Source organism: Pseudomonas sp. W5-01 (assembly GCF_046540435.1).
In the GTDB taxonomy this organism is placed as follows: domain Bacteria; phylum Pseudomonadota; class Gammaproteobacteria; order Pseudomonadales; family Pseudomonadaceae; genus Aquipseudomonas; species Aquipseudomonas graminis_B.
Genome location: NZ_JAXCIP010000001.1, coordinates 1 through 21054, shown reverse-complemented (window position 1 = coordinate 21054; position 21054 = coordinate 1). Strand labels below are relative to the sequence as shown.

Genomic DNA, 21054 nt, shown 5'->3' with positions numbered 1-21054 from the left:
GGCGAGAAAGTCGCCGAAGATGAGTTGCAGACCGAAGCTTTTCATGGGGGAAAGATTACTCCGGCGTGTCCGATTGCGCATCGGGATGGGCGGTCTGAAACGCGGGATGCTGCAAGGCCAGCGCTTCGACCCGGCAAATTCGCGGGAACGGGATCATGTCTACGTTGAAGCGCCTTGCCGCATACACCTGGGGCAACAGGTACACATCGGCCAGGCCAACCGCGCCAAAGCAAAACTCAGTGTCGCCAATCAGTGCCTCCACCGCAGCGAAACCTTCGCCGATCCAGTGGCCGATCCAGGCCGTCACGTCGCCTTCGTCGTGGCCCATGCCGCGCAGGCGATTGAGCACCGCGACGTTGTGCAGCGGGTGGATGTCGCAGCCGATCAGGGCGGCGACCTGCCGATGGCGCGCGCGGTCGAGCAGCGCGTCGGGGAGCAATGCAAGTTCAGGGGATAATTCTTCGAGGTATTCGATGATCGCCATGGACTGGATGATCACCTCGCCGTCGTCCAGCCTCAAAGAGGGAACGCGGCCCTGGGGGTTGATCGCCAGATAATCGGGCGTGTGGTGTTCGCCGCCGTCACGGATCAGGTTGACCGGCAGTGCGTTGAACGCGAGACCTTTCAGCGCCAGGGCAATGCGCACCCGGTAGCTCGAGGTCGATCGGTAGTAGGTGAAAAGATCCACGGGAATGGCCTGTTATTGTTGTTTTGGTTTTCACTACGGCGTAAGCGACTTACGCAATGCGTAAGCTGCGGCAATACGGGATGGGTGTCAAGCCAAGGTCCACACGCGTAAACCTCCCGCGTGGCTCAGGCCCAGCCCTCCAGTCGCAGGGTGGCGCGCACCAGCCGTTGCTCCTCGCTTTCGATCTCCCGCAGGTTGTCGCAGATGTTCTGGATATGCGCCACGGCCGCTTTGCGCGCCTGCTCAGGCAAACGACCGGTCACCGCGTTATAAAGCCGAGCGTGATGGCGATCGATCTGCCGCTTCTGGGCGTCACGGTGATAGAGGTTGTTGACCGAGGCGAACACCGTGTTCAGCAGCAGATCCGTCAACGAACGCAGGGTCTGCACCAGCACCGGGTTGTGGGACGCTTCGCAGATGGCCAGGTGAAACGCATGGTCGAGCCGCGCGTGTTCGGACGCGGGCAAGGGGTGATCGTGGCCGGCGACCAGTGCGTCGTAGGCGCGGGTGATCAGCACAAAATCCGCGTCAGTGCCGCGCAGCGCCGCCAGCCGCGCGGACTCCCCTTCCAGCAGGCTGCGCACTTCGAACAGGTCATACAGCGTGCGCGGCTGGGAGGCGAACAAGTGCATCAGCGGCGAATTGGCAGTCAGCCCGAGCCCGCCCATCTGTGCGACGAACGAGCCCTTGCCCTGGCGGGTTTCGATGATGCCCCTGGCGCGCAGCAGCTGCAGGCCCTCGCGCAGGGCAGTGCGCGACACACCGAGCTTTTCGGTCAGCCGCCGTTCGGAAGGCAACAGCTGACCGACTTTAAGCACTCCGTCGACAATCAGCCGCTCAATGCGCTCGCTGACCACATCGGCGACCTGCTGCGGGCGTTGGGCTTGAGTGGTTTGCATGGTTCGGACTTCCTTGAGTGCTTTAAAAGACTAGGCCAGGCACACTGAGCACTGGTATGACCACGGGCAACCCTAAAAATAACGAATACCGCGCGCCGAGCTATCTCACTGATAAAAAAGGCAATTGGCCGAAAATTTCATCACCTCTCTTCAATAAACTGGTTCGACCACCGCTCCACCCGGTAGACACTAAGCCCCGCTGAGCCAATGATGCAAGCCAGCCATTCACGTTCCGTCACGGAACGGGCCTCCAATAAAAACAAGACAGGGTTGCGAACCCATCATGAATATCCTGTACGACGAACGTGTCGACGGCGTTCTGCCGGTCATCGACAAACAACTGTTGCTGCACGCGCTGCAAACCCGCCTGCCTGATCTGGACATCCTCCACCGCGAGGAAGAACTGCGCCCGTACGAATGCGACGGCCTCTCCGCGTACCGCACGACGCCGATGCTGGTGGTGCTGCCCCAGCGCATCGAGCAGGTGCAGACGCTGCTCAAGGTCTGCCATGAGCGCGGCGTACCGGTGGTGGCGCGGGGTGCCGGGACCGGATTGTCCGGCGGCGCCCTGCCGCTGGAAAAAGGCGTGCTGCTGGTGATGGCGCGTTTCAACAAAATCCTGCACATCGACCCCGCCGGGCGCTATGCCCGCGTGCAGCCCGGTGTGCGCAATCTGGCCATCTCCCAGGCCGCCGCGCCTTACGACCTTTATTACGCGCCGGACCCCTCCTCGCAAATTGCCTGCTCCATCGGCGGCAACGTCGCGGAAAACGCCGGCGGCGTGCATTGCCTGAAATACGGCCTGACCGTGCACAACCTGCTCAAGGTCGACATCCTCACGGTCGAGGGCGAGCACATGGTGCTGGGCTCCGACGCGCTGGATTCACCGGGCTTCGACTTGCTGGCGCTGTTCACCGGTTCCGAAGGCATGCTCGGCGTGATCACCGAAGTCACCGTCAAACTGCTGCCCAAACCCCAAGTGGCGCGCGTGCTGCTGGCCGCCTTTGACTCGGTGGAAAAAGCCGGGCGCGCAGTGGGTGACATCATCGCCGAAGGCATCATCCCCGGCGGCCTGGAAATGATGGACAACCTCGCTATTCGCGCCGCTGAAGACTTCATCCACGCCGGCTACCCGGTCGACGCCGAAGCCATCCTGCTGTGCGAACTCGATGGCGTGGAAGCGGATGTTCATGCCGATTGCGACCGGGTTCGTGCTGTGCTGGAAACCGCCGGGGCCACCGAAATCCGCCAGGCGAAGGACGAAGCCGAGCGCGTGCGCTTCTGGGCCGGGCGCAAGAACGCTTTCCCGGCAGTCGGTCGGCTGTCGCCGGATTACTACTGCATGGACGGCACCATCCCGCGTCGGGAATTGCCCGGCGTGTTGAAGGGGATTTCCGCACTGTCGGAAGAATACGGCCTGCGCGTCGCCAACGTTTTCCACGCCGGCGACGGCAACATGCACCCGTTGATCCTCTTCGATGCCAACCAACCCGGTGAACTGGACCGCGCAGAGGCATTGGGCGGAAAGATTCTGGAGCTGTGCGTGAAAGTCGGCGGCAGCATCACCGGCGAGCACGGCGTGGGCCGCGAGAAGATCAATCAGATGTGCGCGCAATTCAACAGTGACGAGCTGACGTTGTTTCACGCGGTAAAAGCCGCGTTCGATCCGGCCGGCACCCTCAACCCCGGCAAGAACATCCCCACCCTGCACCGCTGCGCCGAATTCGGTGCCATGCACGTGCACATGGGCAAGCTGCCCTTCCCTGAACTGGAGCGTTTCTGATGGATGCCCAACGTCAGCCAGCCTTCGTGGCCCAGGAGCGCGATGCGAGCGACGCACTGCTGGAACAGGTCAATCAGGCGATTCAGTCCGCCCTGCCGCTGCGCATTCAAGGCGCCAACAGCAAGGTATTCCTGGGTCGTGAGGTGGCCGGTGACGTGCTCGATACGCGCATCCACAGTGGCATCGTCACCTACGACCCTACCGAACTGGTGATCACCGCCCGCGCCGGGACGCCGTTGTCGGTGCTGAATGCCGCGCTGGAAGACGCCGGTCAGATGCTGCCCTGCGAGCCACCGAGCTATAGCCGTGGCGATGCAGACGCTAGCGGCGCAGGCGACGGGACCGTGGGCGGGATGGTTGCAGCGGGTTTATCCGGGCCGCGCCGGCCGTGGTCAGGCTCGGTGCGGGATTTCGTTTTGGGCACGCGGGTGATCACAGGTCTCGGCAAGCATTTGCGCTTCGGCGGCGAGGTGATGAAAAACGTCGCCGGCTACGACCTGTCGCGCCTGATGGCCGGCAGTTTCGGTTGCCTGGGCCTGATCACCGAAGTCTCATTGAAAGTCCTGCCCAAGCCGCGACTGTGCACCAGCATTGCGCTGGAAATGGACAGCGCCACCGCCCTCGCCCGCCTGGCGCAATGGGGTCAGGAACCCTTGCCGATCAGCGCCGCCAGCCATGACGGCCGCGTGCTGCGCTTGCGTCTTGAAGGCGGCGAAGGTTCGGTCGCGGCGGCCCATGAACGCCTGGGCGGCGAATCCATCGACCCGGCTTATTGGCGCGCGCTCAACGAACACCGCCTGGAGTTCTTCACCGATGGGCGGCCGCTGTGGCGCCTGTCATTGCCCGTCAGCACGGCGGCGCTGGACCTGCCGGGGGATCAATTGATCGACTGGGCCGGTGCGCAACGCTGGTTGAAATCCGACGCCAGCGGCAGCGAGATTCGGCGGATCGTCAGCGCTGCAGGTGGTCACGCCACCTGCTTCAGCCACGGCGTCGACGACAGCCCTTTTCAGCCGTTGGCCACGCCCTTGCTGCGCTACCACCGCCAGCTCAAGGCGCAACTTGATCCGCACGGAGTTTTCAATCCGGGCCGAATGTACGCGGAGATCTGAACCATGCAGACGACCCTGAGCGAACACGCCAAGAGCCTGCCCCGTGGCGAGGAAGCGGAAAGCATTTTGCGCAGCTGCGTGCACTGCGGTTTCTGCAACGCCACCTGCCCGACCTATCAGTTGCTCGGGGATGAGCTGGATGGACCGCGCGGGCGCATTTACCTGATCAAGCAAGTGCTGGAAGGCAAGGAAGTCACCGAGAAAACCCAGTTGCACCTAGATCGTTGCCTGTCCTGCCGCAACTGTGAAACCACCTGCCCCTCCGGCGTCGATTACCACAACCTGCTGGACATCGGCCGGGAGGTGGTCGACGCCGCCGTGCCGCGCCCCCTCGGCCAGCGCCTGCTGCGGGACAGCCTGCGGGCCGTGGTGCCAAACGCCGGCCTGTTCAAATCCCTGACCCAGTTGGGCAATTCCTTCAGGCCCCTGCTGCCCGGCGCATTGAAGACCAAGCTGCCGGGCAACATCCGCCCCGCCAAGGCCCGGCCAACACGGCAGCACGCGCGGCAGATGCTCATCCTCGAGGGCTGCGTGCAACCCGGCTTGTCGCCCAACACCAACGCCGCCACCGCAAGGGTGCTCGACCGAATGGGCATCAGCGTCACATCCATTGCCCAGGCCGGTTGCTGCGGCGCCGTGGATTACCACTTGAATGCGCAGGAACAAGGCTTGCAGCGCGCACGTCGGAACATCGATGCGTGGTGGCCAAGCATTCAGGCCGGTGCCGAGGCCATCGTGCAGACCGCCAGCGGTTGCGGCGCCTTCGTCAAGGATTACGGCCACCTGCTGCGCAATGACCCGGCTTATGCGCAAAAAGCGGCGGCCATCAGCGAACGCACCTTGGACCTGGTTGAGGTGCTGCGCGCCGAACCCCTTGAACAGCTCGGCGGTTGCACGCGCCAGACCCTGGCCTTCCATTGCCCGTGTACGCTGCAGCACGCGCAGAAACTCGGCGGCGCCGTTGAGTTGGTGTTGACCCGATTGGGCTTCAACCTCACACCGGTGCCCGACAGTCACTTATGCTGCGGCTCGGCCGGCACCTATTCGGTGACTCAGCCAGTGCTGGCGAAACAGCTGCGTGACAACAAGATGAACGCGCTGGAAAGCGGCAACCCGGACGTGATCGCGACGGCCAACATTGGCTGTCAGACGCATTTGGCCAGCGCCAACCGCACGCCGGTCAAACACTGGATCGAACTCATCGAGGACGCCTTGCCTCCAAGTTGATTGCAGGCGCCCTGGCTCCGTATCAGACGCACACTCATGACACCCTTTGCCTTCAGGAGAACTGCATGAAAACCAAATCCGTACTGACCCAGACCGAAGTCACCCAGATCCTCGCCGCAGCACGCACCGAGGCGCAGAACAACGGCTGGGCCGTGTCCATCGCCGTGACGGACGACGGTGGTCACCTGCTGGGCTTCGAGCGCCTGGACGGCTGCGCGCCGATTGGCGGGTACATCGCCATCGAAAAAGCGCGCACCTCGGCGTTGGGTCGTCGTGAATCCAAGGGGTATGAGGAAATGGTCAACGGCGGACGTACCGCTTTCGTCACCGCGCCACTGCTGACGTCGCTGGAAGGCGGCGTGCCGGTGATCATCGACGGAGAGACCATCGGCGCGGTAGGTGTGTCCGGCGTCAAAGCCGACCAGGATGCGCAAGTGGCCAAGGCCGGGGTGGCGGCGGTGAGCGCGCAATAACGCCCGCCGCGACCGCCTGCCGCAACGCTGCAAACCCAATTCATGATGGAGACCGAGATGACCGAGTTCGTCAATTGCCACAACCTTAAAGTGGCGGCCAACCTCAAGCGCTTTGTCGACGAGGAAGTGATTCCCGGGACAGGCCTGACCCCGGAGCTGTTCTGGGCCGATTTCGACTCGCTGGTCCACGACCTCGCCCCGGTCAACCGCGAACTGCTGAAAGAGCGCGACCGCCTACAGGCTCAGCTGGATAAGTGGCACAAATCCAACCCTGGCCCGGTCACCGACATGCCGGCGTACATCGCCTTCCTCGACAGCATCGGCTACCTCAAGCAGGTACCGGCGCAGGTCCAGGTGTCCACCAACAAGGTGGACATCGAAGTCAGCGAGCAGGCCGGCCCGCAACTGGTGGTGCCCGCTGCAAACGCCCGTTACGCCCTTAATGCCGCCAATGCGCGCTGGGGTTCGCTCTACGACGCACTGTACGGCACCGATGCCATTTCCTCGGCGAACGGCGCCGAGATCAAAGCCGGTTACAACCCGCTGCGGGGCGAGAAAGTCATCGCCTTCGCCCGCGCCCTGCTCGATGAAGCCGCGCCCCTGGCCACCGGTTCCCACGTCGGCGCCAAGGCCTACGCGGTCGACAGCGGCGAATTGCTGGTCACCCTCGCCGACGGCAGCCCGTCGCGCCTTGCCCAGCCCGAGAAATACGTCGGCTATCAGGGCGAGCCGCGCCAGCCGAATGCGATCCTGCTGAAGAACAACGGCTTGCACATCGAAATCCAGATCGACCCCGCCAGCCCCATCGGCGCCACTGACCCGGCCGGGATCAAGGACCTGCTGCTGGAAGCTGCTCTGTCGACCATCATCGACTGCGAAGACTCGGTCGCCGCCGTCGATGCCGACGACAAGCTGGTGATCTACCGCAACTGGCTGGGCCTGATGAAAGGCGACCTGACCGAAGCGCTGGTGAAGAACGGCAAGACCATCACCCGTCACCTGAACGCCGACCGCCAGTACACGGCCGCCGACGGCAGCGCGATCACCCTGCACGGGCGCTCGCTGCTGTTCATCCGCAACGTTGGCCACCTGATGACCAACCCGGCGATCCTCTACGACGGCAACAAGGAAATCCCCGAAGGCATTCTCGACGGTGTCATCACCAGCCTGATCGCCTTGCACGACTTGCATAACCGCACCAATTCCCGCGCCGGCAGCGTCTACATCGTCAAACCGAAGATGCACGGCCCGGACGAAGTGGCGTTCGCCAACACGCTGTTCAGCCGCATCGAAGACGCGCTGAAGATCCCGCGTAACACCTTGAAGATGGGGATCATGGACGAGGAGCGGCGCACCAGCGTCAACCTCAATGCGTGCATCGAAGCGGCATCGTCGCGGGTGGCATTCATCAACACCGGCTTCCTCGACCGCACCGGCGACGAGATGCACAGCTCGATGGAAGCCGGGCCGATGCTGCGCAAGGGCGACATGAAAGCCACGCCGTGGATCAAGGCGTATGAGCGCAATAACGTGCTGGTCGGCCTGGCTTGCGGACTGCGCGGCCGTGCGCAGATCGGCAAGGGCATGTGGGCAATGCCGGACCTGATGGCCGACATGCTGGAGCAGAAGATCGCGCACCCGAAATCCGGCGCGACCACCGCGTGGGTGCCTTCGCCAACCGCGGCTACCTTGCACGCGCTGCACTACCACAAAGTGGACGTGAAAGCGGTGCAGCAGGAGCTGGAACAGGTCGACCTGGACAGCATCAGCGAAGACATTCTGCTGGACCTGCTGAGCATTCCGGTCGTCGAAAAGGCGGAGTGGAACGAGGATCAGATTCGCGAGGAAGTTGAAAACAACGCCCAAGGGCTGCTGGGTTATGTGGTGCGCTGGGTGGAGCAAGGCGTTGGCTGTTCGAAGGTGCCGGACATCCACAACGTCGGCCTGATGGAAGACCGCGCGACGCTGCGTATTTCCAGCCAGCACATCGCCAACTGGCTACGCCACGGCGTGGTCTCCGAGGACTACGTGAAAGATGCATTGAAACGTATGGCCAAGGTGGTCGACCGGCAAAACGCCGGTGACTCGGCCTACACGCCAATGGCCGGCAATTTCGAGAAGTCAGTGGCCTTCCAGGCCGCCAGCGCGCTGGTGTTCAAGGGCCGCGAACAGCCGAGCGGCTACACCGAACCGCTGCTGCATGAGTTCCGCCTCGCATTCAAGAAGGAGCATTGATCCAAGGGTGCGAGCGAGCTACGTGCTCTCCCGCACCACCAGTTCAAACCCCAGATCCACCTGCGCCTCTTGAACCGTGCCGTCCAGCAAGCCGAGCAATAATTGTGCGGCGCGCTGGCCGACCTGTTCGCGCGGGGTGCGGATGGAGGTCAGGCGCGGCACCATGTGCGCCGAGCCCGGCAGGTCGTTGAAGCCGATCAGCGACACCTGCTCCGGAATACGAATGCCCCGCCGCAGGGCTTCCAGCGATGCACCCTGGGCCAGGTCGTCATTGCAGAAAAACACCCCGTCGACGTCCGGATGGGTTTCCATCAAACGGGCGAACAACTCACTCCCCAAACCGATGGACGACGGCAGCGGCGACGCCAATTGCAGCGCTTCGTCATACAGCCCTTCCTGCTCCAATGCGCCGCGAAAGCCGACGCCCCGTTGAATCACCCGTGGATCAAGCTGCGCCGACACATAGGCCAGCCGCCGCCGGCCACGACTCAACAGATGCCGCGCCGCCTCGGCACCCGCCTGTTGCTGGGAAAACCCTACGCAGGGCTCGGCGCGGCTCGGGTCCAGCTCCATCATGTGCACGCAAGGCACCCCGCTGGACGCGAGCAACTGCTGCGCCGCCACGCTGCGATCAAACCCTGTCAGCAGAATCCCCCGCGGCCGGTGGGACAGATGACTGCGCAGCAGGTTCTCTTCTTCTATAGGCGAGTAGTGATAATTACCGATCACCACTTCCAGCCCGCGCGGGCGCAGAACCGTTTGAATCGCCTCAAGGGTTTCGATGAACAACTGGTTGGACAGCGACGGCACCAGCACCACCACCGACTGACTGTGCGAAGACGCCAGCGCCCGGGCGGCAGGATTGGTGACATAGCCTAGACTCAGCGCAGCAGCGCGGACTTTTTCCACCAGCTCCGGCGCCACAGTGGCCACGCCACGCAAGGCCCGGGACGCGGTAATCGGCGAGACGGCGGCCAGTTTGGCGACTTCGTTGAGGGTGGGACGACCGGTGGAGCGGGAACCAATACGTGTCATGCGTTGCCAACTGATTGGAAGAAAGCTGCGGGGGTTGCGATTGTGTGGGATGGGCTCTAAGGTAGCGCTATCTCACGGAGGCCCGCAACTTTTCGATCGATTCCACGACCGGGTTTTGCATCTCATGGATCAGCGAGATACCCATAACAATGACTACACCTGGAAACAGTCTCGCCGGACTTGCACACCATTCGGCGAAGACAGCGCTGTCTCCGGGACGAGGTTTTTATGACTACTGCTCCACATGCTATTTCCGCCATCGTGGTAATGGGTGTTTCCGGCTGCGGCAAGAGCGCCGTCGGCGAGGCCATCGCTAAAAACAGCGGCGGCCGCCTGATCGAGGGTGATGCGTTCCATCCTCCTGCCAACATCAAGAAGATGACCGACGGCCATCCCCTCGACGACAACGATCGCGCCGGCTGGCTGACCCGCCTCGGCGAAGAAGTGGCCGCCGCTGTGAAGAACGGCGAAAAACCTGTCCTGACCTGCTCCTCCCTCAAGCTCATCTACCGCGAACGTCTGCGTGCAGCCGTGCCGGAGCTGGGCTTCGTGTTTCTGGAGCTGACCAAGGAACTCGCCACCGAACGCTGCTCCCATCGCCCGGGCCACTTCATGCCGGCCAGTCTGGTCGACAGCCAGTTCGCGACCCTCGAGCCTCCGTATAACGAGGACCGCACACTGGTGGTGGACGCGACCCAATCGATCGAGGCCATCGGTAAGGAAGCGGCCACGTGGTGGAGCGAGTCTGGCTCCGAGGCTCAAACCCCATCTGTCACCGCGCGCACCGGCTCTTGATCCTCGATCAGGCGTGAGCGGCAAAGGTAGCGCTGTCTCTGATGACGCTGCCCTTGCTTCACAGGGCAGAGAGCGACAGCGTCAAGCAGCAGCTCCAAAAAAACAAAATACAACGGAGAGACACCCCCATGTTCGGTATGACTCAAGACACGTATCTGCTGGTCGATGCGTTGGTGACCATCATTGGCCTTGTGCTTCTGATCACCAAGTTCAAAGTCCACCCCTTTATTGCATTGACCATCGCTGCCGGTTTTCTCGGGCTGACCTCCGGGATGCCGGTCGACAAAGTGATGAAATCGTTCCAGGACGGTTTCGGCGGCGTGCTGGGTTTCGTCGGCATCATCCTCGGCCTGGGCACCATGCTCGGCAAGCTGATGGCCGACTCCGGCGGTGCTGACCAGATCGCCCAGACGCTGATCCGTCGCTTCGGCAAGGACCGCGTGCACTGGGCCATGATGTTTTCGGCGTTTCTGGTGGGCATCCCGCTGTTCTTCGAAATCGGCTTCGTGCTGCTGATCCCGCTGGTGTTCATCGTTGCCCGTCGCAGCGGCGTGTCCATCGTCAAGATCGGTATCCCGTTGCTGGCCGGTCTGTCGGCCGTCCACGGTCTGGTGCCTCCGCATCCGGGTCCGTTGCTGGCGATCGGCATCTTCAACGCCGATATCGGCAAGACCATTTTCTACGGTCTGATCGTCGCGTTCCCGACCGCCATCATCGCCGGCCCGATCTACGGTAAATGGATTGCCAAGCGCATTCCGGGCAACCCGTCGAAAGAGCTGATGGACCAGATTGCCAAGGAATCGACCAACGACAACCTGCCAAGCTTTGCCATCACGCTGGTGACCATCCTGCTGCCGGTGTTCCTGATGCTGCTCAAGACGTTTGCCGACGTTGCGCTGCCAGCCGGTCACATCTTCCGCATCTGGATGGACTTCATCGGTCACCCGATCGCTGCTCTCCTGTTCGCCCTGCTGCTGGCGTTCTACACCTTCGGTTCGGCCCGTGGCTTCAGCCGCGATCACATCATCAAGCTGCTCGACCAGAGCCTGGCGCCAGTGGCCGCGATCGTGCTGATCGTCGGTGCCGGCGGTGGCTTCAAGCAGATGCTGGTGGACAGTGGCGTCGGTAACCTGATCGGCCACATGGCCGTGCAGGCGCAGATCTCGCCGATTCTGCTGGCGTGGCTGGTGGCTGCAGTGATCCGTATCGCCACCGGTTCCGCGACCGTCGCGACCATCACCGGTGCCGGGATCGTCGCGCCGGTGGTTGGCATGATCCCGGGGGTGAACCGCGAACTGCTGGTTCTGGCAACCGGTGCCGGTTCGCTGATTCTGTCCCACGTGAACGATGCGGGTTTCTGGCTGGTCAAGCAGTACTTCAACATGACCGTGGCTGAAACCCTGAAAACCTGGACCGTGATGGAAACCATCCTGTCGGTGGTGGGCATCATCCTGATCATGCTGCTGTCGCTGGTCGTCTGATGCATTGATCGCGGCATATTGACGCGGCCATGCCTCCCTGTTGCATCCATGCCCACCCCCGCGGTGGGCATGTTATTTCAGCCCCCCTCGCCCCCTTCCGCTCCTATCCCGATGTCGACGTCCGAGTCTTCAGGTCTGATAAACCGGGGCTTGATACAAAACCGTTCACACATCCCCTCATCAATTCGATTAAAGTTACGGCGTTTTGCCGGTACTCATTTCGGAAGTCTCCTACACTCCGTTCTGAGAACTCGTACGGGGCAATCTAATGAAAATTTCATCACCGGCCCGCATGAGTTCTTTGCAATAAAGGCTAAAGGAGTGTGGAATAGGCGCCGCGCGGAATCCGGCTATCAAACGATGGCCGATTTGCACGGGAATTTACCGCCAGTATCAGGCAAGATTCCCCTGCCGTTCGACCCAGGAGCGGCGCTAACTGTGACAAGACGATGAACCTGGGGAATTAAAATCGTACCAATGGCGTCATACTGATGAACGCATTTGGATGCAATCGGCAATCACCACCACCCAAAGGCTCACGCCAGCCTCCCGGTAGAGGCGCTTCATGAGGCCATCAAGGAAAAGATTATGTTGATACTCACCCGCAAAGTCGGCGAAAGCATAAACATTGGTGACGACATCACCGTTACCATTCTGGGCGTTCAGGGTCTCCAAGTCCGTCTTGGCATCAACGCTCCGAAAGATGTTTCAGTGCACCGCGAAGAAATCTACAAGCGCATCAAGGCCGAGGCTGCACCCGACCAGGATCCGCAATAAACCCTCCGGTTTATGCTTATTCGATTACTGTCAGCGGCCACCCGGTGCTGACAGATCGGCGACGGCGACTGACCAGACGCCGTTTTTTTTCGTCTGAACTTTGGATCCATCGAAGTCGCCCACGCCGATAACTAAGCGCGAGCGAACACACAGATCCAGCGTATTGGGCGATGCACTTCCAGATGCCGCGACAAGTTGTCAGGCATCCGGAATCGCCAACTAAAAACGGCCGACCTCCATAAGAGATCGGCCGTTTTAGTTGCTGAGTCGTTTGACCCGATCAGCCCGAGGTATTCAGGTGGCTGGCGATGGTGTCTTTGGCCTGCAGCCTTTTTTCCTTGAGCTTCTTCAACTCATCGTCGGGAATATCGCCCGCCTCTTCGGCGCTGACAATATGGATGTCCAGCTCATTGTAGTGCTCGACCAGGGCATTGAGCTTCGCGTCGGTGCCCTTGCGCTTGGCGAGCTCGTCTTTGGTGATGCTCAGCTCCGCGTACAAATCGTGCTTAACCGGCATGGGATGCCTCTCCTCTGATGACTGACGTAGGAATGTTGAGGGTAGCCCAGCCTAAAGGTTCGGCGTTTTTGTCGATGTGAATAACGCGTTTTGACATGCACGATCCTGCGCAACGGGCTACGGTGTCTCTCCAGCCCTTTTATGCCACTTCAAGGATCGACCATGACCTCACCGTTTTCCCGCTCTCTTCTCGCCAGCGCGCTGGCCTTCGGTATCGCCTTCTCCGCGGCAGCGCCTGCTTTTGCCGAGCCCGATAAACAGATTCAGGCGGATGCCGAGCAATCCAAGGACGACGCGCTGAAGCTGCTGGAACAATTGGTCAATATCGATACGGGCTCCGGCTACGAGCCGGGACTGACCCAAGTGCGTGACATCGTCGTCGCCCAGCTCAAGGCGCTCGGTGCGACCATCGAGATGATCCCCAACACCGCGCCGGACAAGAGCCAGCATGTGGTCGCGACGCTAAAAGGGAGCGGCAAGGCGAAGATACTGCTGATGGCGCACATGGACACCGTGTTCAAGGAAGGTTCCGCCGCCGCCCGCCCGTTCCACATCAAGGACGGCCGTGCGTACGGGCCAGGGGTGATGGACGACAAGGGCGGCATCGTTGCCGGGCTTTACGCGCTGAAGATTCTGAAGAAGCTCGACTTCAAGGACTACGCGCAGATTACCTTCCTGCTGGACGCCAGCGAGGAGACCGGTTCCGCCGCCGCCACCGCGCTGATCCAGAAGGTCGCCAAACAGCACGATGTGACCCTGAACCTGGAGCCGGGGCGCCCCGCCGACGGTCTGGTGATCTGGCGCAAAGGCAGCGCCACCGCAGTGGTTGAGGTAAAGGGCAAGGCGTCCCACGCCGGCGTCGCGCCGGAACTGGGGCGCAACGCGGCCATGGAGGTGGCGCATCAGATTCTGCAACTGGGCAAGCTGGGCGACGCCGAGAAGAAGACCACGATCAATTTCACCGTGCTCAACGCCGGCGATCGCACCAACGTCATCCCCGATCAGGCCACCGCCAAGGCCGATGTGCGCGCCGCCGTGCCGGAAGAGTTCGACCGCATCGAGAAGGATCTGGCGCGGGTGTCGGCTGACAAACTGATCCCGGACACCCAAGTGACCACCCGCCTGGAGCGTGGTTTGCCACCCATGCCGCAGACGCCGGAAACCGACAAGCTGGTTGATATCGCCCAGGGCATCTACGGCGAGATCGGCCGCAAACTGACCATCGAAGGCAGCGGCGGCGCGGCCGATGCGAGCCTCTCGGCCGGGGTCGGCGTGCCAACCCTGGATGGCTTCGGCATCGTTGGCGGCAATATTCACACGCCCGAGGAATACGCGGAAGTCGACAGCGTGTCGCCGCGCATCTACCTGCTGACGCGGATGATCATGGAGCTGGCGACGCACACTCCGGGCAAGTGACCGACGCCTGGTCGCCTCTCGGGCAAAAAAAATCCCGGGCTGCCTAACCAAAGGAGCGCCGGGATTCAGCTGTTGCAATGTGCCTCAGGATTGCGCGTTGATCAGCACGGGCCAGAGGAACGGCAAACGTTCTTCGCTGCGACTGGACACCAACCGTGGCGCCGCAGCGACCGGCTGCAGTGCCGGGGTCTGCAAGCGGGTCAGGACCGAATCGATCACCACGCCGCTGGCGTCGTGATGGAACTGCCAAACCCCGTAGATGCGGCCGTCAAACGATGCTTCGCTGCCCAATCGCGGATCAACCCCCAGCCCGGCCCCCAGGCCGAACAGGTGCAGGCCGTGCAGGCGCTGACCGCTGGCGTCGAGCGGGCAACCCGTTGGATCTGAATCCAGCCCGCCCTTGACCTCCATCAGCGTGATGGCCTCACCACTGGCATGACTCAAGGCTGGCAGCAACGGCTGATAGCCCGTGCACTGCACGACGATGTCGGCTTCCGCCAGCGCCAGACGGGCGCGCTCGAACTGATCGGTCGGACCCTGATGGGTTTGCAGCAGCTGGACGCGCACGCCGGTCTTGCCGATCTGGCCTTTGGACAGGGCTTCACGCCCCACGTCCAGCGCCCGATAGCGCAAGCCGCCTGACCGGTTGACCCGCCCCGACACCGGGCAGACATCCCTGACCCCATCGAACACATAGCCTGCATCCAGCGCGGCCTGAGCGGTTTCGTAAAACAGGCGGATCGGCGAACGGTGGACCAGCGTGACCTCCTCCAGGCCGGCAAACTCCAGCGCGTCGGCCAGGTTTTCCAGCACCGAGAACGCACTGTGGGAACCGCCCACGACGCACACCCGGCCCTTGGCCGCCAGCGTCTTCGCGAAGAGGTGGCGCAGTTGCACGGCATTCATTCTCAGCAGCGCATCGGCGCTCTCGATCTGCGCCGAGGGCGGCACCGCGAGGCCTTGATCTGCCAGGCTGTCGAGGAGATGCTGCGGGTCCTGCCAACCCCCCAGATTGAGGACGACTGCACGGCTGCGAACTCGCTGACTGCGGCCATCGGACTCGACCCACACCTGATAGTCATCGCCGTCGCGCACGATCTCGGTGATCGTCGTGCTGCTCCATAACTTCACGCCGTACCGCTCGACGATAAAGTCGAGCACCAGCGTCGAGGCTTCCGCCAGCAGCTCGGCGACGTCCGCCAATTGCGGCGCACTTTGCGCCTGACGACGGATGCGCCAATAAGCGGGCGAATGTTCGAGGGGTTCGAATACATCACGCAAAGCCGGGTCGCGCAGGCAATCCAGGAACACATCGCCCACCGAGTTGGCGGTGATCCGGTAATCGCCCAAACGACCCGTGCCCGGCGTGGGACTTGCATCGACAATGATTAAACCTTCCTTGGCCAGTTCTGGCATGGCGCCACTTTTCAGTGCGTTGAAAAGCAGTCCCATTCCCGCAGGTCCGGCACCCCCTACTACGCAACCGCAAACGGTTTCCAGATGATCTCCTTGCATAACTGTCACTCCACGCTGGGTCGTTACCGTATCGCCACGTGCGTTATAAACCGCCGCACTTGCGTGCGCGTTCAACCGCTATCGCTGAGGCGATGTCTGGACTTTCAAGTTGAAAAATAAAGGCGCTGTTATTGAACTATTGCACTCGGCAGGCATGACAACCGCGGTGATTTGCGTCACGTTTGCGGCTCTGGAAGGTCGGACGATCAATGCGCGGTCGATCAATCGGCGCAGGCTCTGACACGCTGCTTGCCGGGTGGCGGGGCCTTTTCCGAGCCTGCCCGGGTGCCTACTCTTTGCGCTGCTCTTTTCAAGGTTTCTTCAGGGACGCTACCGCCAACTCGTCGCGCGTCTGCAAAGATTAATCCCGAAAAGAGAAGTGTCGACGCTTGCACTAAGTGCAGATCATCAGACTTGAAAACGTAAAGTGATGGTTGCAAATAACCGGCGAAGTGTCAATTTTCCGAGAAAACGTCCAGCGCGACAATCTCGATACACAACCCATTGTTTAGAATAGGTTTTTTAAATATGACGCCATTATTCCGTCGCACAGGCAGGCGCCCATGGATTTATAAAATAAGAGCCTTTCGCAATTTAATCTCAGATCTCATGTCGTTGACGGATATAAGCGGCTTTCTTCGCAACATGCGACGTGCTTTTAGTGTCACGCTCCGATTGTACTGTCCTATAACCGTTTAAGTGCCGTCGTGTTTATTGACGTCAGAATTATCGACCCCGGTAATCACCATCACTCTCCCGAAAAGCACGGGCACGCACTGGCGTATCGGATGAATGGAGAACTATCGTCAGCAGCGATGAGAACTATTCCGGCCTGCCATGTCTCCATTGTCATGCTTGAACACTTTCCAATGGACAGAGAGAGGTGACCTTATGAATGCTGATAAAACCCGTCGGTCCAGCATCGCCGAAATTGATTATTCGCGGGACACGCTGTTTGGGCCTATCCCCATGCAGGCAACCTGCCGAGTGCGGCTTACTACCATAGAGCACGACGGCCACCGCCTGCGCGAGCTGACGATCATCGGTGACGTGCCGGACTATCTGCCCAAGTCAGCCGTCATCCGAGTTGCAATGGATGGCCGCATCGAAGCAGGGCCTGTTCGCGAGCACTATGCGGTTCAAGACAATGGCGAAGAGCAGTTCAAACTGCTCTTCGAAAATGAGCACCGTCGCCGGATGCATTGAGAAAGGTGGTGCCTACTGCGCGCTGTTATGCACGTGGATCGCCTGAGCGATGCCCGTTGGCTTGCCGGACCGCGGATCAGGTGTCGTGAGGGGTGAAGGGCCAAGGGGCGAAGACGGCGCGCTAAACAGCAGGGCCGCTGCTGAAGCCGACGCCTGTTCAGGCGTGGCGGAATCGGCGCTCGCAGCCTGATCCGGCAAAATGGCGGCGCCGTAGCGCAGGCCTTCCACCTGAGGTTTGACTTCCAGCACAGGCTCCGGTGGCAGGAGCTGTTGCCGTTCCAGGGAAGTCATGGGCGGTCGGAAGCTGGCATTTCGCATTTCCAGCTGCTCCAGCATCGTGACGATCGTCGCGGCGCCCACCACCACAATGCCCAGCAGGCCGCCGACGCCGATCATGACCTTGCGCCGACGGCGCAAGGGTGCCGCTGGTCTCTGCTCTTGTACTGCCTCAATCTCGGGTTGCGCCTGCGCCATGCAAATCCTCAATATCCCGCCTGGCCTCTCAGGGCCGATGCTCACCAACATAAGGCCGAACGGCGATTATTGCTAGAGCCCTGCGCTCAGCTCGCCAGGGAATGGGGGTAATGCCTGGCCTTTGCGAGCTCGGCCTGAAGCTCCCGGATCAGCGCGCACAAGGCGTGGCTGTTATCGAGTGAGTCCAAGGCAATATTGGAAGCGAACAGTTCGACGTGCTCGGTCGCGGGGTCGATGACTTCAACCGTCATCAGGTCCCCCAATACGGTGCAGTGACACCGCAGGGGCAGAAACGCGCTTTCTATAATGCTGCGCAGTTCCAGGTTAGAGAGCGTACAGGCAATCATCGTCAATCCTCCACAGGCAGGACTGGTTGATGCGTTCAGCCGCTCGCCAGACTATCAATATCCCATTCCACGAAGGTGGAGAAGTTTCCCGTACCCCGTCCGCCATCCGGCAATCAGGGATATTCACCTTATACGCCGCGCCCCAAAGTGAGGCAAACAGCTGCCTGCCACACGCAAATGGCTGCGCACGAGCCAAGTTGCTCGAGGAAAAACGATTCACCGGATTGGAAACGCCGCGGCTCATCGCTTAATTGGCGGAATAATGGGATTTATCGCCCGGGAGGGGCCGAGGGTTGTGCTCATCCGTTCGTCGGGCAGCCGTGAAGCGCCCGACGACTGGCGTCATTAAGCGGTCTGTGGGTCAGCTTCGAGGCAACTTGAGATGGATAAGGGCCACGCGCGCGCCTCGCTTGTCCAGGCGCTCTTCAATGGCGAAAGGCTTGAAACCGAGCTTGGGGTAGAAGAGCAGTCCGGGGACGTTATGGTTGAAGCAGGACGCGGTCAGCTCCGCCGCTTCGTGTTTGCCGAACGCCAACTCCATCATGCAGCCGATCATGTAGCGACCAACGCCTTTTGAGCGAAAGCGCGGATCGATGATGACGTTGCCCATGGAACAACGGCCTCTGAAATCGTATCGGGAGAAGTTGGCGAATCCGACTACTTGGCCGTCCAATTCGATGACGGTGTTGTCCGAACGCTGCGCGATGGATTCATTGAGCTGCTCCGGTGTCAGCGGGAACACCGCCTTTGGAAACATATAGAAGAGCTCATCAATGCTCTGGGGCATGTCGCAGATAAAAGGGACGTCTTTTTCTTCCAGGGGGCGATGGACAAACATGCTGGGTTACCTCTCGAAGAAACAGGAGCCGTGGGCGGACTATGGCTGTCAACCTGCGGGGCTGATGTTATGAGACAACGTCCACACATAAATGTGCCGGAATGTTGCGCGTTGACGGAATCCGTCGCAAAGGATTGTCGCAAACCTTTGACAGGCATGGAAATCCATTGACCGGGCAGAACGCATCCGTGGATTTATCAGGTTCATGCATTTTGCACGAACACATCAAAACCCCTATTCCACAAGCAATTGATTTTATTGGTTTTTTTAAAGTAGCGGTCGCTGGCACAGGCAGTGCACCGTAATGGGGAGAAGCACAACATCATTCGCACGGAGCAGCACAATGAACGTCTCACCTGATTCTTATCCTGCCGCTGTAGAAGAATCCTCCTCGGTCTCAGGCGTGTCCTGGGGGGCCATCTTCGCGGGTGCCGCCGGAGCCGCCGCGCTTTCCTTAATCCTGGTCCTGCTGGGATCGGGCCTCGGTTTCTCGGCGATGTCGCCTTGGGCCAACGAAGGTGCCAGCGCGAAGACCATCGGTATTTCCACGGTCGTCTGGCTCGCACTGACGCAGATCGTGGCCTCGGGTCTTGGCGGTTACCTCGCCGGCCGCCTGCGCGTCAAATGGGCCAATATGCACGGTGACGAAGTTTACTTCCGTGATACTGCGCACGGCTTCCTGTCGTGGGCAGTCGCTACGCTGGTCGCTGCCGTGTTGATCGTCGGTTCGGTCAGCGGCATCGTCGGCAGCGGCGTGAAAGCCGGCGCTACCGCGGTTGCCGGTGTTGCAGGTACTGCCGCCACCGCGGCCGGTTCTGCAGCGGGCAATACCAGCAGCGATCAGTATGGCTATTACATCGATTCGCTGTTCCGCGATGATCGCCCTGCCGCCGTCAGCGATGATGCTGCGCACGGTGTTGTGGTACGTATCTTCACCAAAACCATGGCCAACGATGGTCAGCTGGCCCCGGAAGACCGTACTTACCTGGCACAGCTGGTCGCTCAGCGTACCAACATGAGTCAGGCCGATGCCCAGGCGCGGGTTGATCAGGTTTATGGTCAGGCCAAGCAGGCTGTGGCTGATGCCAAGCTGAAAGCTCAACAGGCTGCCGACGCTGCCGCGAAGGCTGCTGCAACCGCTGCGCTGTGGACTTTCGTTTCGCTGCTGTGCGGTGCGTTCGTCGCGAGCCTTGCTGCCATCTGGGGTGGTCGTCGTCGTGATGCGGTGACGTATGTCGAAACCCGTGCTTATTCCAATACTTCCAGCATTCGCTGATTAAGGAGAGTCATCATGCGTTCACTACTTCTGTGGTTCCTCGGCATTCCAATCCCGATCATTATTTTGATTGCGCTGTTTGTGCATTGATTGAGTGATTGATTAAAGGTCCGCGCTGTTCTCCCCGAGGCAGCGCGGATTTTTTTGGTCTTCGGTAAATGAAGTTGTCCGTTGGAGAGATCAAGAGCGTCTGCCTAAGGGCAGACATTTCGCCTTCGGCGACTTACTTTTGAAAAGCACCAAAAGTAAGCAAAAGTGCCTGCTCTTGGTTTGGCCCCTCGTTCCTCGGGGTTCCCTCACTCCGACGACGCTCCGTGGGCCCGCGCCGAACGGACATCCATGTCCTAGCGGCGCTCTCGCGGCATCCATGCCGCTCGGCCCACTGCGCGTCGTCTACATTCGGCCTGCACCCAAGTCGCGATTGGCGGTGACTGAGCTATTTGTGCATGAAGATCAAAAGCGCGTTTTAAGCAGATCAAAGGCTTCCCGGCTGAAGCCGGTCCTACCGTCGGAGCCGATTTCAATGGATGCATGCGCTGCCTTAGTGGGACCGGCTTTAGCCGGGAAGAGGCAAGCCCAGCCGCCAACAATTTTGCTGATAGCACCTCCTGCCTGTGGGAGCGAGCTTGCTCGCGAATGCTGTACTCCAAACACCAGAAATCCGGTGAATGTACTGACCCGTTCGTGAGCAAGCTCACTCCCACAAATCCTCAGCGCTTGATCTGCCGTGCTTTGCCCCTGATCTGCTTTGGATCTGCTTTGGATCTGCTTTGGATCTGCTTTGGATCTGCTTTGGATCTGCTTTAGATCTGCTTTAGATCTTGATCTTCGTACGCAATAGATCAGACGCCGCCAATCGCGACTTGGGTGCAGGCTGAACGCAGGTCTCGCGCAGTGGGCCGAGCGGCATGGATGCCGCGAGAGCCGCCCCCCGCCATGGATGGCGGATGGCGGCGGGCC

The 21054-nt window shown here is 60.9% G+C and carries 20 protein-coding genes; 12 read left to right on the top strand and 8 right to left on the bottom strand.

What is annotated here, in order from left to right; all coding sequences use genetic code 11:
- Nucleotides 1-55: 55 nt before the first annotated feature.
- Complete coding sequence (gene maiA / locus SLW75_RS00100; protein WP_410933180.1) at nucleotides 56-688, bottom strand: maleylacetoacetate isomerase; 633 nt, start codon at nucleotides 686-688, stop codon at nucleotides 56-58.
- Between the two features lie 125 nt (nucleotides 689-813).
- Entirely contained in the window at nucleotides 814-1587 is a 774-nt protein-coding gene (gene glcC, locus SLW75_RS00095) for a transcriptional regulator GlcC (RefSeq protein WP_192134293.1), read from the bottom strand.
- Between the two features lie 283 nt (nucleotides 1588-1870).
- Between glcC and glcD the strand changes: the two genes are divergently transcribed.
- The 5 genes from glcD to SLW75_RS00070 all read left to right on the top strand — a co-directional run bounded on the left by glcD (nucleotide 1871) and on the right by SLW75_RS00070 (nucleotide 8417).
- Nucleotides 1871-3370, top strand: a complete 1500-nt coding sequence (gene glcD, locus SLW75_RS00090; RefSeq protein WP_410933179.1) for a glycolate oxidase subunit GlcD — start codon at nucleotides 1871-1873, stop codon at nucleotides 3368-3370.
- On the top strand, nucleotides 3370-4482 hold the full coding sequence (gene glcE, locus SLW75_RS00085; protein WP_410933178.1) for a glycolate oxidase subunit GlcE: 1113 nt from the start codon (nucleotides 3370-3372) through the stop codon (nucleotides 4480-4482). Before glcD ends, glcE begins: the two co-directional genes overlap by 1 nt.
- 3 nt (nucleotides 4483-4485) lie before the next feature.
- Entirely contained in the window at nucleotides 4486-5709 is a 1224-nt protein-coding gene (gene glcF, locus SLW75_RS00080; RefSeq protein WP_410933177.1) for a glycolate oxidase subunit GlcF, read from the top strand.
- A gap of 65 nt (nucleotides 5710-5774) precedes the next feature.
- Nucleotides 5775-6182 carry a heme-binding protein gene (locus SLW75_RS00075; protein ID WP_065989530.1) on the top strand — a complete coding sequence of 136 codons (408 nt, stop codon included), beginning with the start codon at nucleotides 5775-5777 and terminating at the stop codon, nucleotides 6180-6182.
- A 57-nt stretch (nucleotides 6183-6239) separates the two neighbouring features.
- Entirely contained in the window at nucleotides 6240-8417 is a 2178-nt protein-coding gene (locus tag SLW75_RS00070; RefSeq protein ID WP_410933176.1) for a malate synthase G, read from the top strand.
- Between the two features lie 18 nt (nucleotides 8418-8435).
- On the opposite strand, the gene SLW75_RS00065 is transcribed toward SLW75_RS00070, so the two are convergent.
- Nucleotides 8436-9452: a LacI family DNA-binding transcriptional regulator gene (locus SLW75_RS00065; RefSeq protein ID WP_410933175.1), complete on the bottom strand. Its 1017-nt coding sequence runs from the start codon at nucleotides 9450-9452 to the stop codon at nucleotides 8436-8438.
- Between the two features lie 267 nt (nucleotides 9453-9719).
- On the opposite strand from SLW75_RS00065, the gene SLW75_RS00060 reads away from it, so the two are divergent.
- From SLW75_RS00060 to csrA, 3 genes are all read left to right on the top strand, one after another.
- On the top strand, nucleotides 9720-10247 hold the full coding sequence (locus tag SLW75_RS00060) for a gluconokinase (RefSeq protein ID WP_410933774.1): 528 nt from the start codon (nucleotides 9720-9722) through the stop codon (nucleotides 10245-10247).
- 128 nt (nucleotides 10248-10375) lie between these two features.
- Nucleotides 10376-11728, top strand: coding sequence for a GntP family permease (locus tag SLW75_RS00055; protein ID WP_065989522.1), 1353 nt, complete (start codon nucleotides 10376-10378; stop codon nucleotides 11726-11728).
- Between the two features lie 588 nt (nucleotides 11729-12316).
- Nucleotides 12317-12505 (top strand): carbon storage regulator CsrA, encoded by a 189-nt coding sequence (csrA, locus tag SLW75_RS00050; RefSeq protein ID WP_065989520.1) that lies wholly within the window; start codon nucleotides 12317-12319, stop codon nucleotides 12503-12505.
- Between the two features lie 280 nt (nucleotides 12506-12785).
- On the opposite strand, the gene SLW75_RS00045 is transcribed toward csrA, so the two are convergent.
- Nucleotides 12786-13022, bottom strand: coding sequence for a DUF465 domain-containing protein (locus tag SLW75_RS00045; protein ID WP_410933174.1), 237 nt, complete (start codon nucleotides 13020-13022; stop codon nucleotides 12786-12788).
- Between the two features lie 162 nt (nucleotides 13023-13184).
- On the opposite strand from SLW75_RS00045, the gene SLW75_RS00040 reads away from it, so the two are divergent.
- The gene (locus tag SLW75_RS00040) at nucleotides 13185-14438 is read left to right on the top strand and encodes a M20/M25/M40 family metallo-hydrolase (protein WP_410933173.1); all 1254 of its coding nucleotides are present in this window, start codon (nucleotides 13185-13187) and stop codon (nucleotides 14436-14438) included.
- An 84-nt stretch (nucleotides 14439-14522) separates the two neighbouring features.
- Here the strand turns inward: SLW75_RS00040 and SLW75_RS00035 are convergent, their stop codons facing one another.
- Nucleotides 14523-15890: a pyridine nucleotide-disulfide oxidoreductase gene (locus tag SLW75_RS00035; protein WP_410933172.1), complete on the bottom strand. Its 1368-nt coding sequence runs from the start codon at nucleotides 15888-15890 to the stop codon at nucleotides 14523-14525.
- Nucleotides 15891-16844: 954 nt separating this feature from the next.
- Here SLW75_RS00035 and SLW75_RS00030 point away from each other — a divergent pair.
- Entirely contained in the window at nucleotides 16845-17159 is a 315-nt protein-coding gene (locus SLW75_RS00030) for a hypothetical protein (protein ID WP_065989512.1), read from the top strand.
- Nucleotides 17160-17171: 12 nt separating this feature from the next.
- On the opposite strand, the gene SLW75_RS00025 is transcribed toward SLW75_RS00030, so the two are convergent.
- The 3 genes from SLW75_RS00025 to SLW75_RS00015 all read right to left on the bottom strand — a co-directional run bounded on the left by SLW75_RS00025 (nucleotide 17172) and on the right by SLW75_RS00015 (nucleotide 18818).
- Nucleotides 17172-17633 (bottom strand): hypothetical protein, encoded by a 462-nt coding sequence (locus SLW75_RS00025; protein WP_296313611.1) that lies wholly within the window; start codon nucleotides 17631-17633, stop codon nucleotides 17172-17174.
- Nucleotides 17634-17719: 86 nt separating this feature from the next.
- Nucleotides 17720-17980 (bottom strand): DUF1652 domain-containing protein, encoded by a 261-nt coding sequence (locus SLW75_RS00020; RefSeq protein WP_410929546.1) that lies wholly within the window; start codon nucleotides 17978-17980, stop codon nucleotides 17720-17722.
- A gap of 361 nt (nucleotides 17981-18341) precedes the next feature.
- Nucleotides 18342-18818 carry a GNAT family N-acetyltransferase gene (locus SLW75_RS00015; RefSeq protein WP_065989503.1) on the bottom strand — a complete coding sequence of 159 codons (477 nt, stop codon included), beginning with the start codon at nucleotides 18816-18818 and terminating at the stop codon, nucleotides 18342-18344.
- 101 nt (nucleotides 18819-18919) lie between these two features.
- On the opposite strand from SLW75_RS00015, the gene SLW75_RS00010 reads away from it, so the two are divergent.
- Together SLW75_RS00010 and SLW75_RS00005 are read left to right on the top strand one after the other, a co-directional pair.
- A complete protein-coding gene (locus tag SLW75_RS00010; protein ID WP_410933171.1) occupies nucleotides 18920-19123 on the top strand; it encodes a hypothetical protein in 204 nt (67 codons plus the stop codon).
- 38 nt (nucleotides 19124-19161) lie between these two features.
- Nucleotides 19162-20094, top strand: a complete 933-nt coding sequence (locus SLW75_RS00005; protein ID WP_065989501.1) for a hypothetical protein — start codon at nucleotides 19162-19164, stop codon at nucleotides 20092-20094.
- The last annotated feature ends 960 nt before the right edge of the window (nucleotides 20095-21054 follow it).

Bases quoted from the DNA above. Each gene is read 5' to 3' on its own strand.
- glcF (WP_410933177.1), top strand. From the start codon at position 4,486: ATGCAGACGACCCTGAGCGAACACGCCAAGAGCCTGCCCCGTGGCGAG.
- SLW75_RS00020 (WP_410929546.1), bottom strand. From the start codon at position 17,980: ATGATTGCCTGTACGCTCTCTAACCTGGAACTGCGCAGCATTATAGAA.
- SLW75_RS00070 (WP_410933176.1), top strand. From the start codon at position 6,240: ATGACCGAGTTCGTCAATTGCCACAACCTTAAAGTGGCGGCCAACCTC.
- SLW75_RS00045 (WP_410933174.1), bottom strand. From the start codon at position 13,022: ATGCCGGTTAAGCACGATTTGTACGCGGAGCTGAGCATCACCAAAGAC.
- SLW75_RS00055 (WP_065989522.1), top strand. From the start codon at position 10,376: ATGTTCGGTATGACTCAAGACACGTATCTGCTGGTCGATGCGTTGGTG.
- SLW75_RS00030 (WP_065989512.1), top strand. From the start codon at position 16,845: ATGAATGCTGATAAAACCCGTCGGTCCAGCATCGCCGAAATTGATTAT.
- SLW75_RS00040 (WP_410933173.1), top strand. From the start codon at position 13,185: ATGACCTCACCGTTTTCCCGCTCTCTTCTCGCCAGCGCGCTGGCCTTC.
- SLW75_RS00065 (WP_410933175.1), bottom strand. From the start codon at position 9,452: ATGACACGTATTGGTTCCCGCTCCACCGGTCGTCCCACCCTCAACGAA.
- csrA (WP_065989520.1), top strand. From the start codon at position 12,317: ATGTTGATACTCACCCGCAAAGTCGGCGAAAGCATAAACATTGGTGAC.
- SLW75_RS00005 (WP_065989501.1), top strand. From the start codon at position 19,162: ATGAACGTCTCACCTGATTCTTATCCTGCCGCTGTAGAAGAATCCTCC.
- SLW75_RS00025 (WP_296313611.1), bottom strand. From the start codon at position 17,633: ATGGCGCAGGCGCAACCCGAGATTGAGGCAGTACAAGAGCAGAGACCA.
- SLW75_RS00035 (WP_410933172.1), bottom strand. From the start codon at position 15,890: ATGGGACTGCTTTTCAACGCACTGAAAAGTGGCGCCATGCCAGAACTG.
- SLW75_RS00010 (WP_410933171.1), top strand. From the start codon at position 18,920: ATGTTGCGCGTTGACGGAATCCGTCGCAAAGGATTGTCGCAAACCTTT.
- SLW75_RS00015 (WP_065989503.1), bottom strand. From the start codon at position 18,818: ATGTTTGTCCATCGCCCCCTGGAAGAAAAAGACGTCCCTTTTATCTGC.
- glcD (WP_410933179.1), top strand. From the start codon at position 1,871: ATGAATATCCTGTACGACGAACGTGTCGACGGCGTTCTGCCGGTCATC.
- glcC (WP_192134293.1), bottom strand. From the start codon at position 1,587: ATGCAAACCACTCAAGCCCAACGCCCGCAGCAGGTCGCCGATGTGGTC.
- glcE (WP_410933178.1), top strand. From the start codon at position 3,370: ATGGATGCCCAACGTCAGCCAGCCTTCGTGGCCCAGGAGCGCGATGCG.
- SLW75_RS00075 (WP_065989530.1), top strand. From the start codon at position 5,775: ATGAAAACCAAATCCGTACTGACCCAGACCGAAGTCACCCAGATCCTC.
- SLW75_RS00060 (WP_410933774.1), top strand. From the start codon at position 9,720: ATGGGTGTTTCCGGCTGCGGCAAGAGCGCCGTCGGCGAGGCCATCGCT.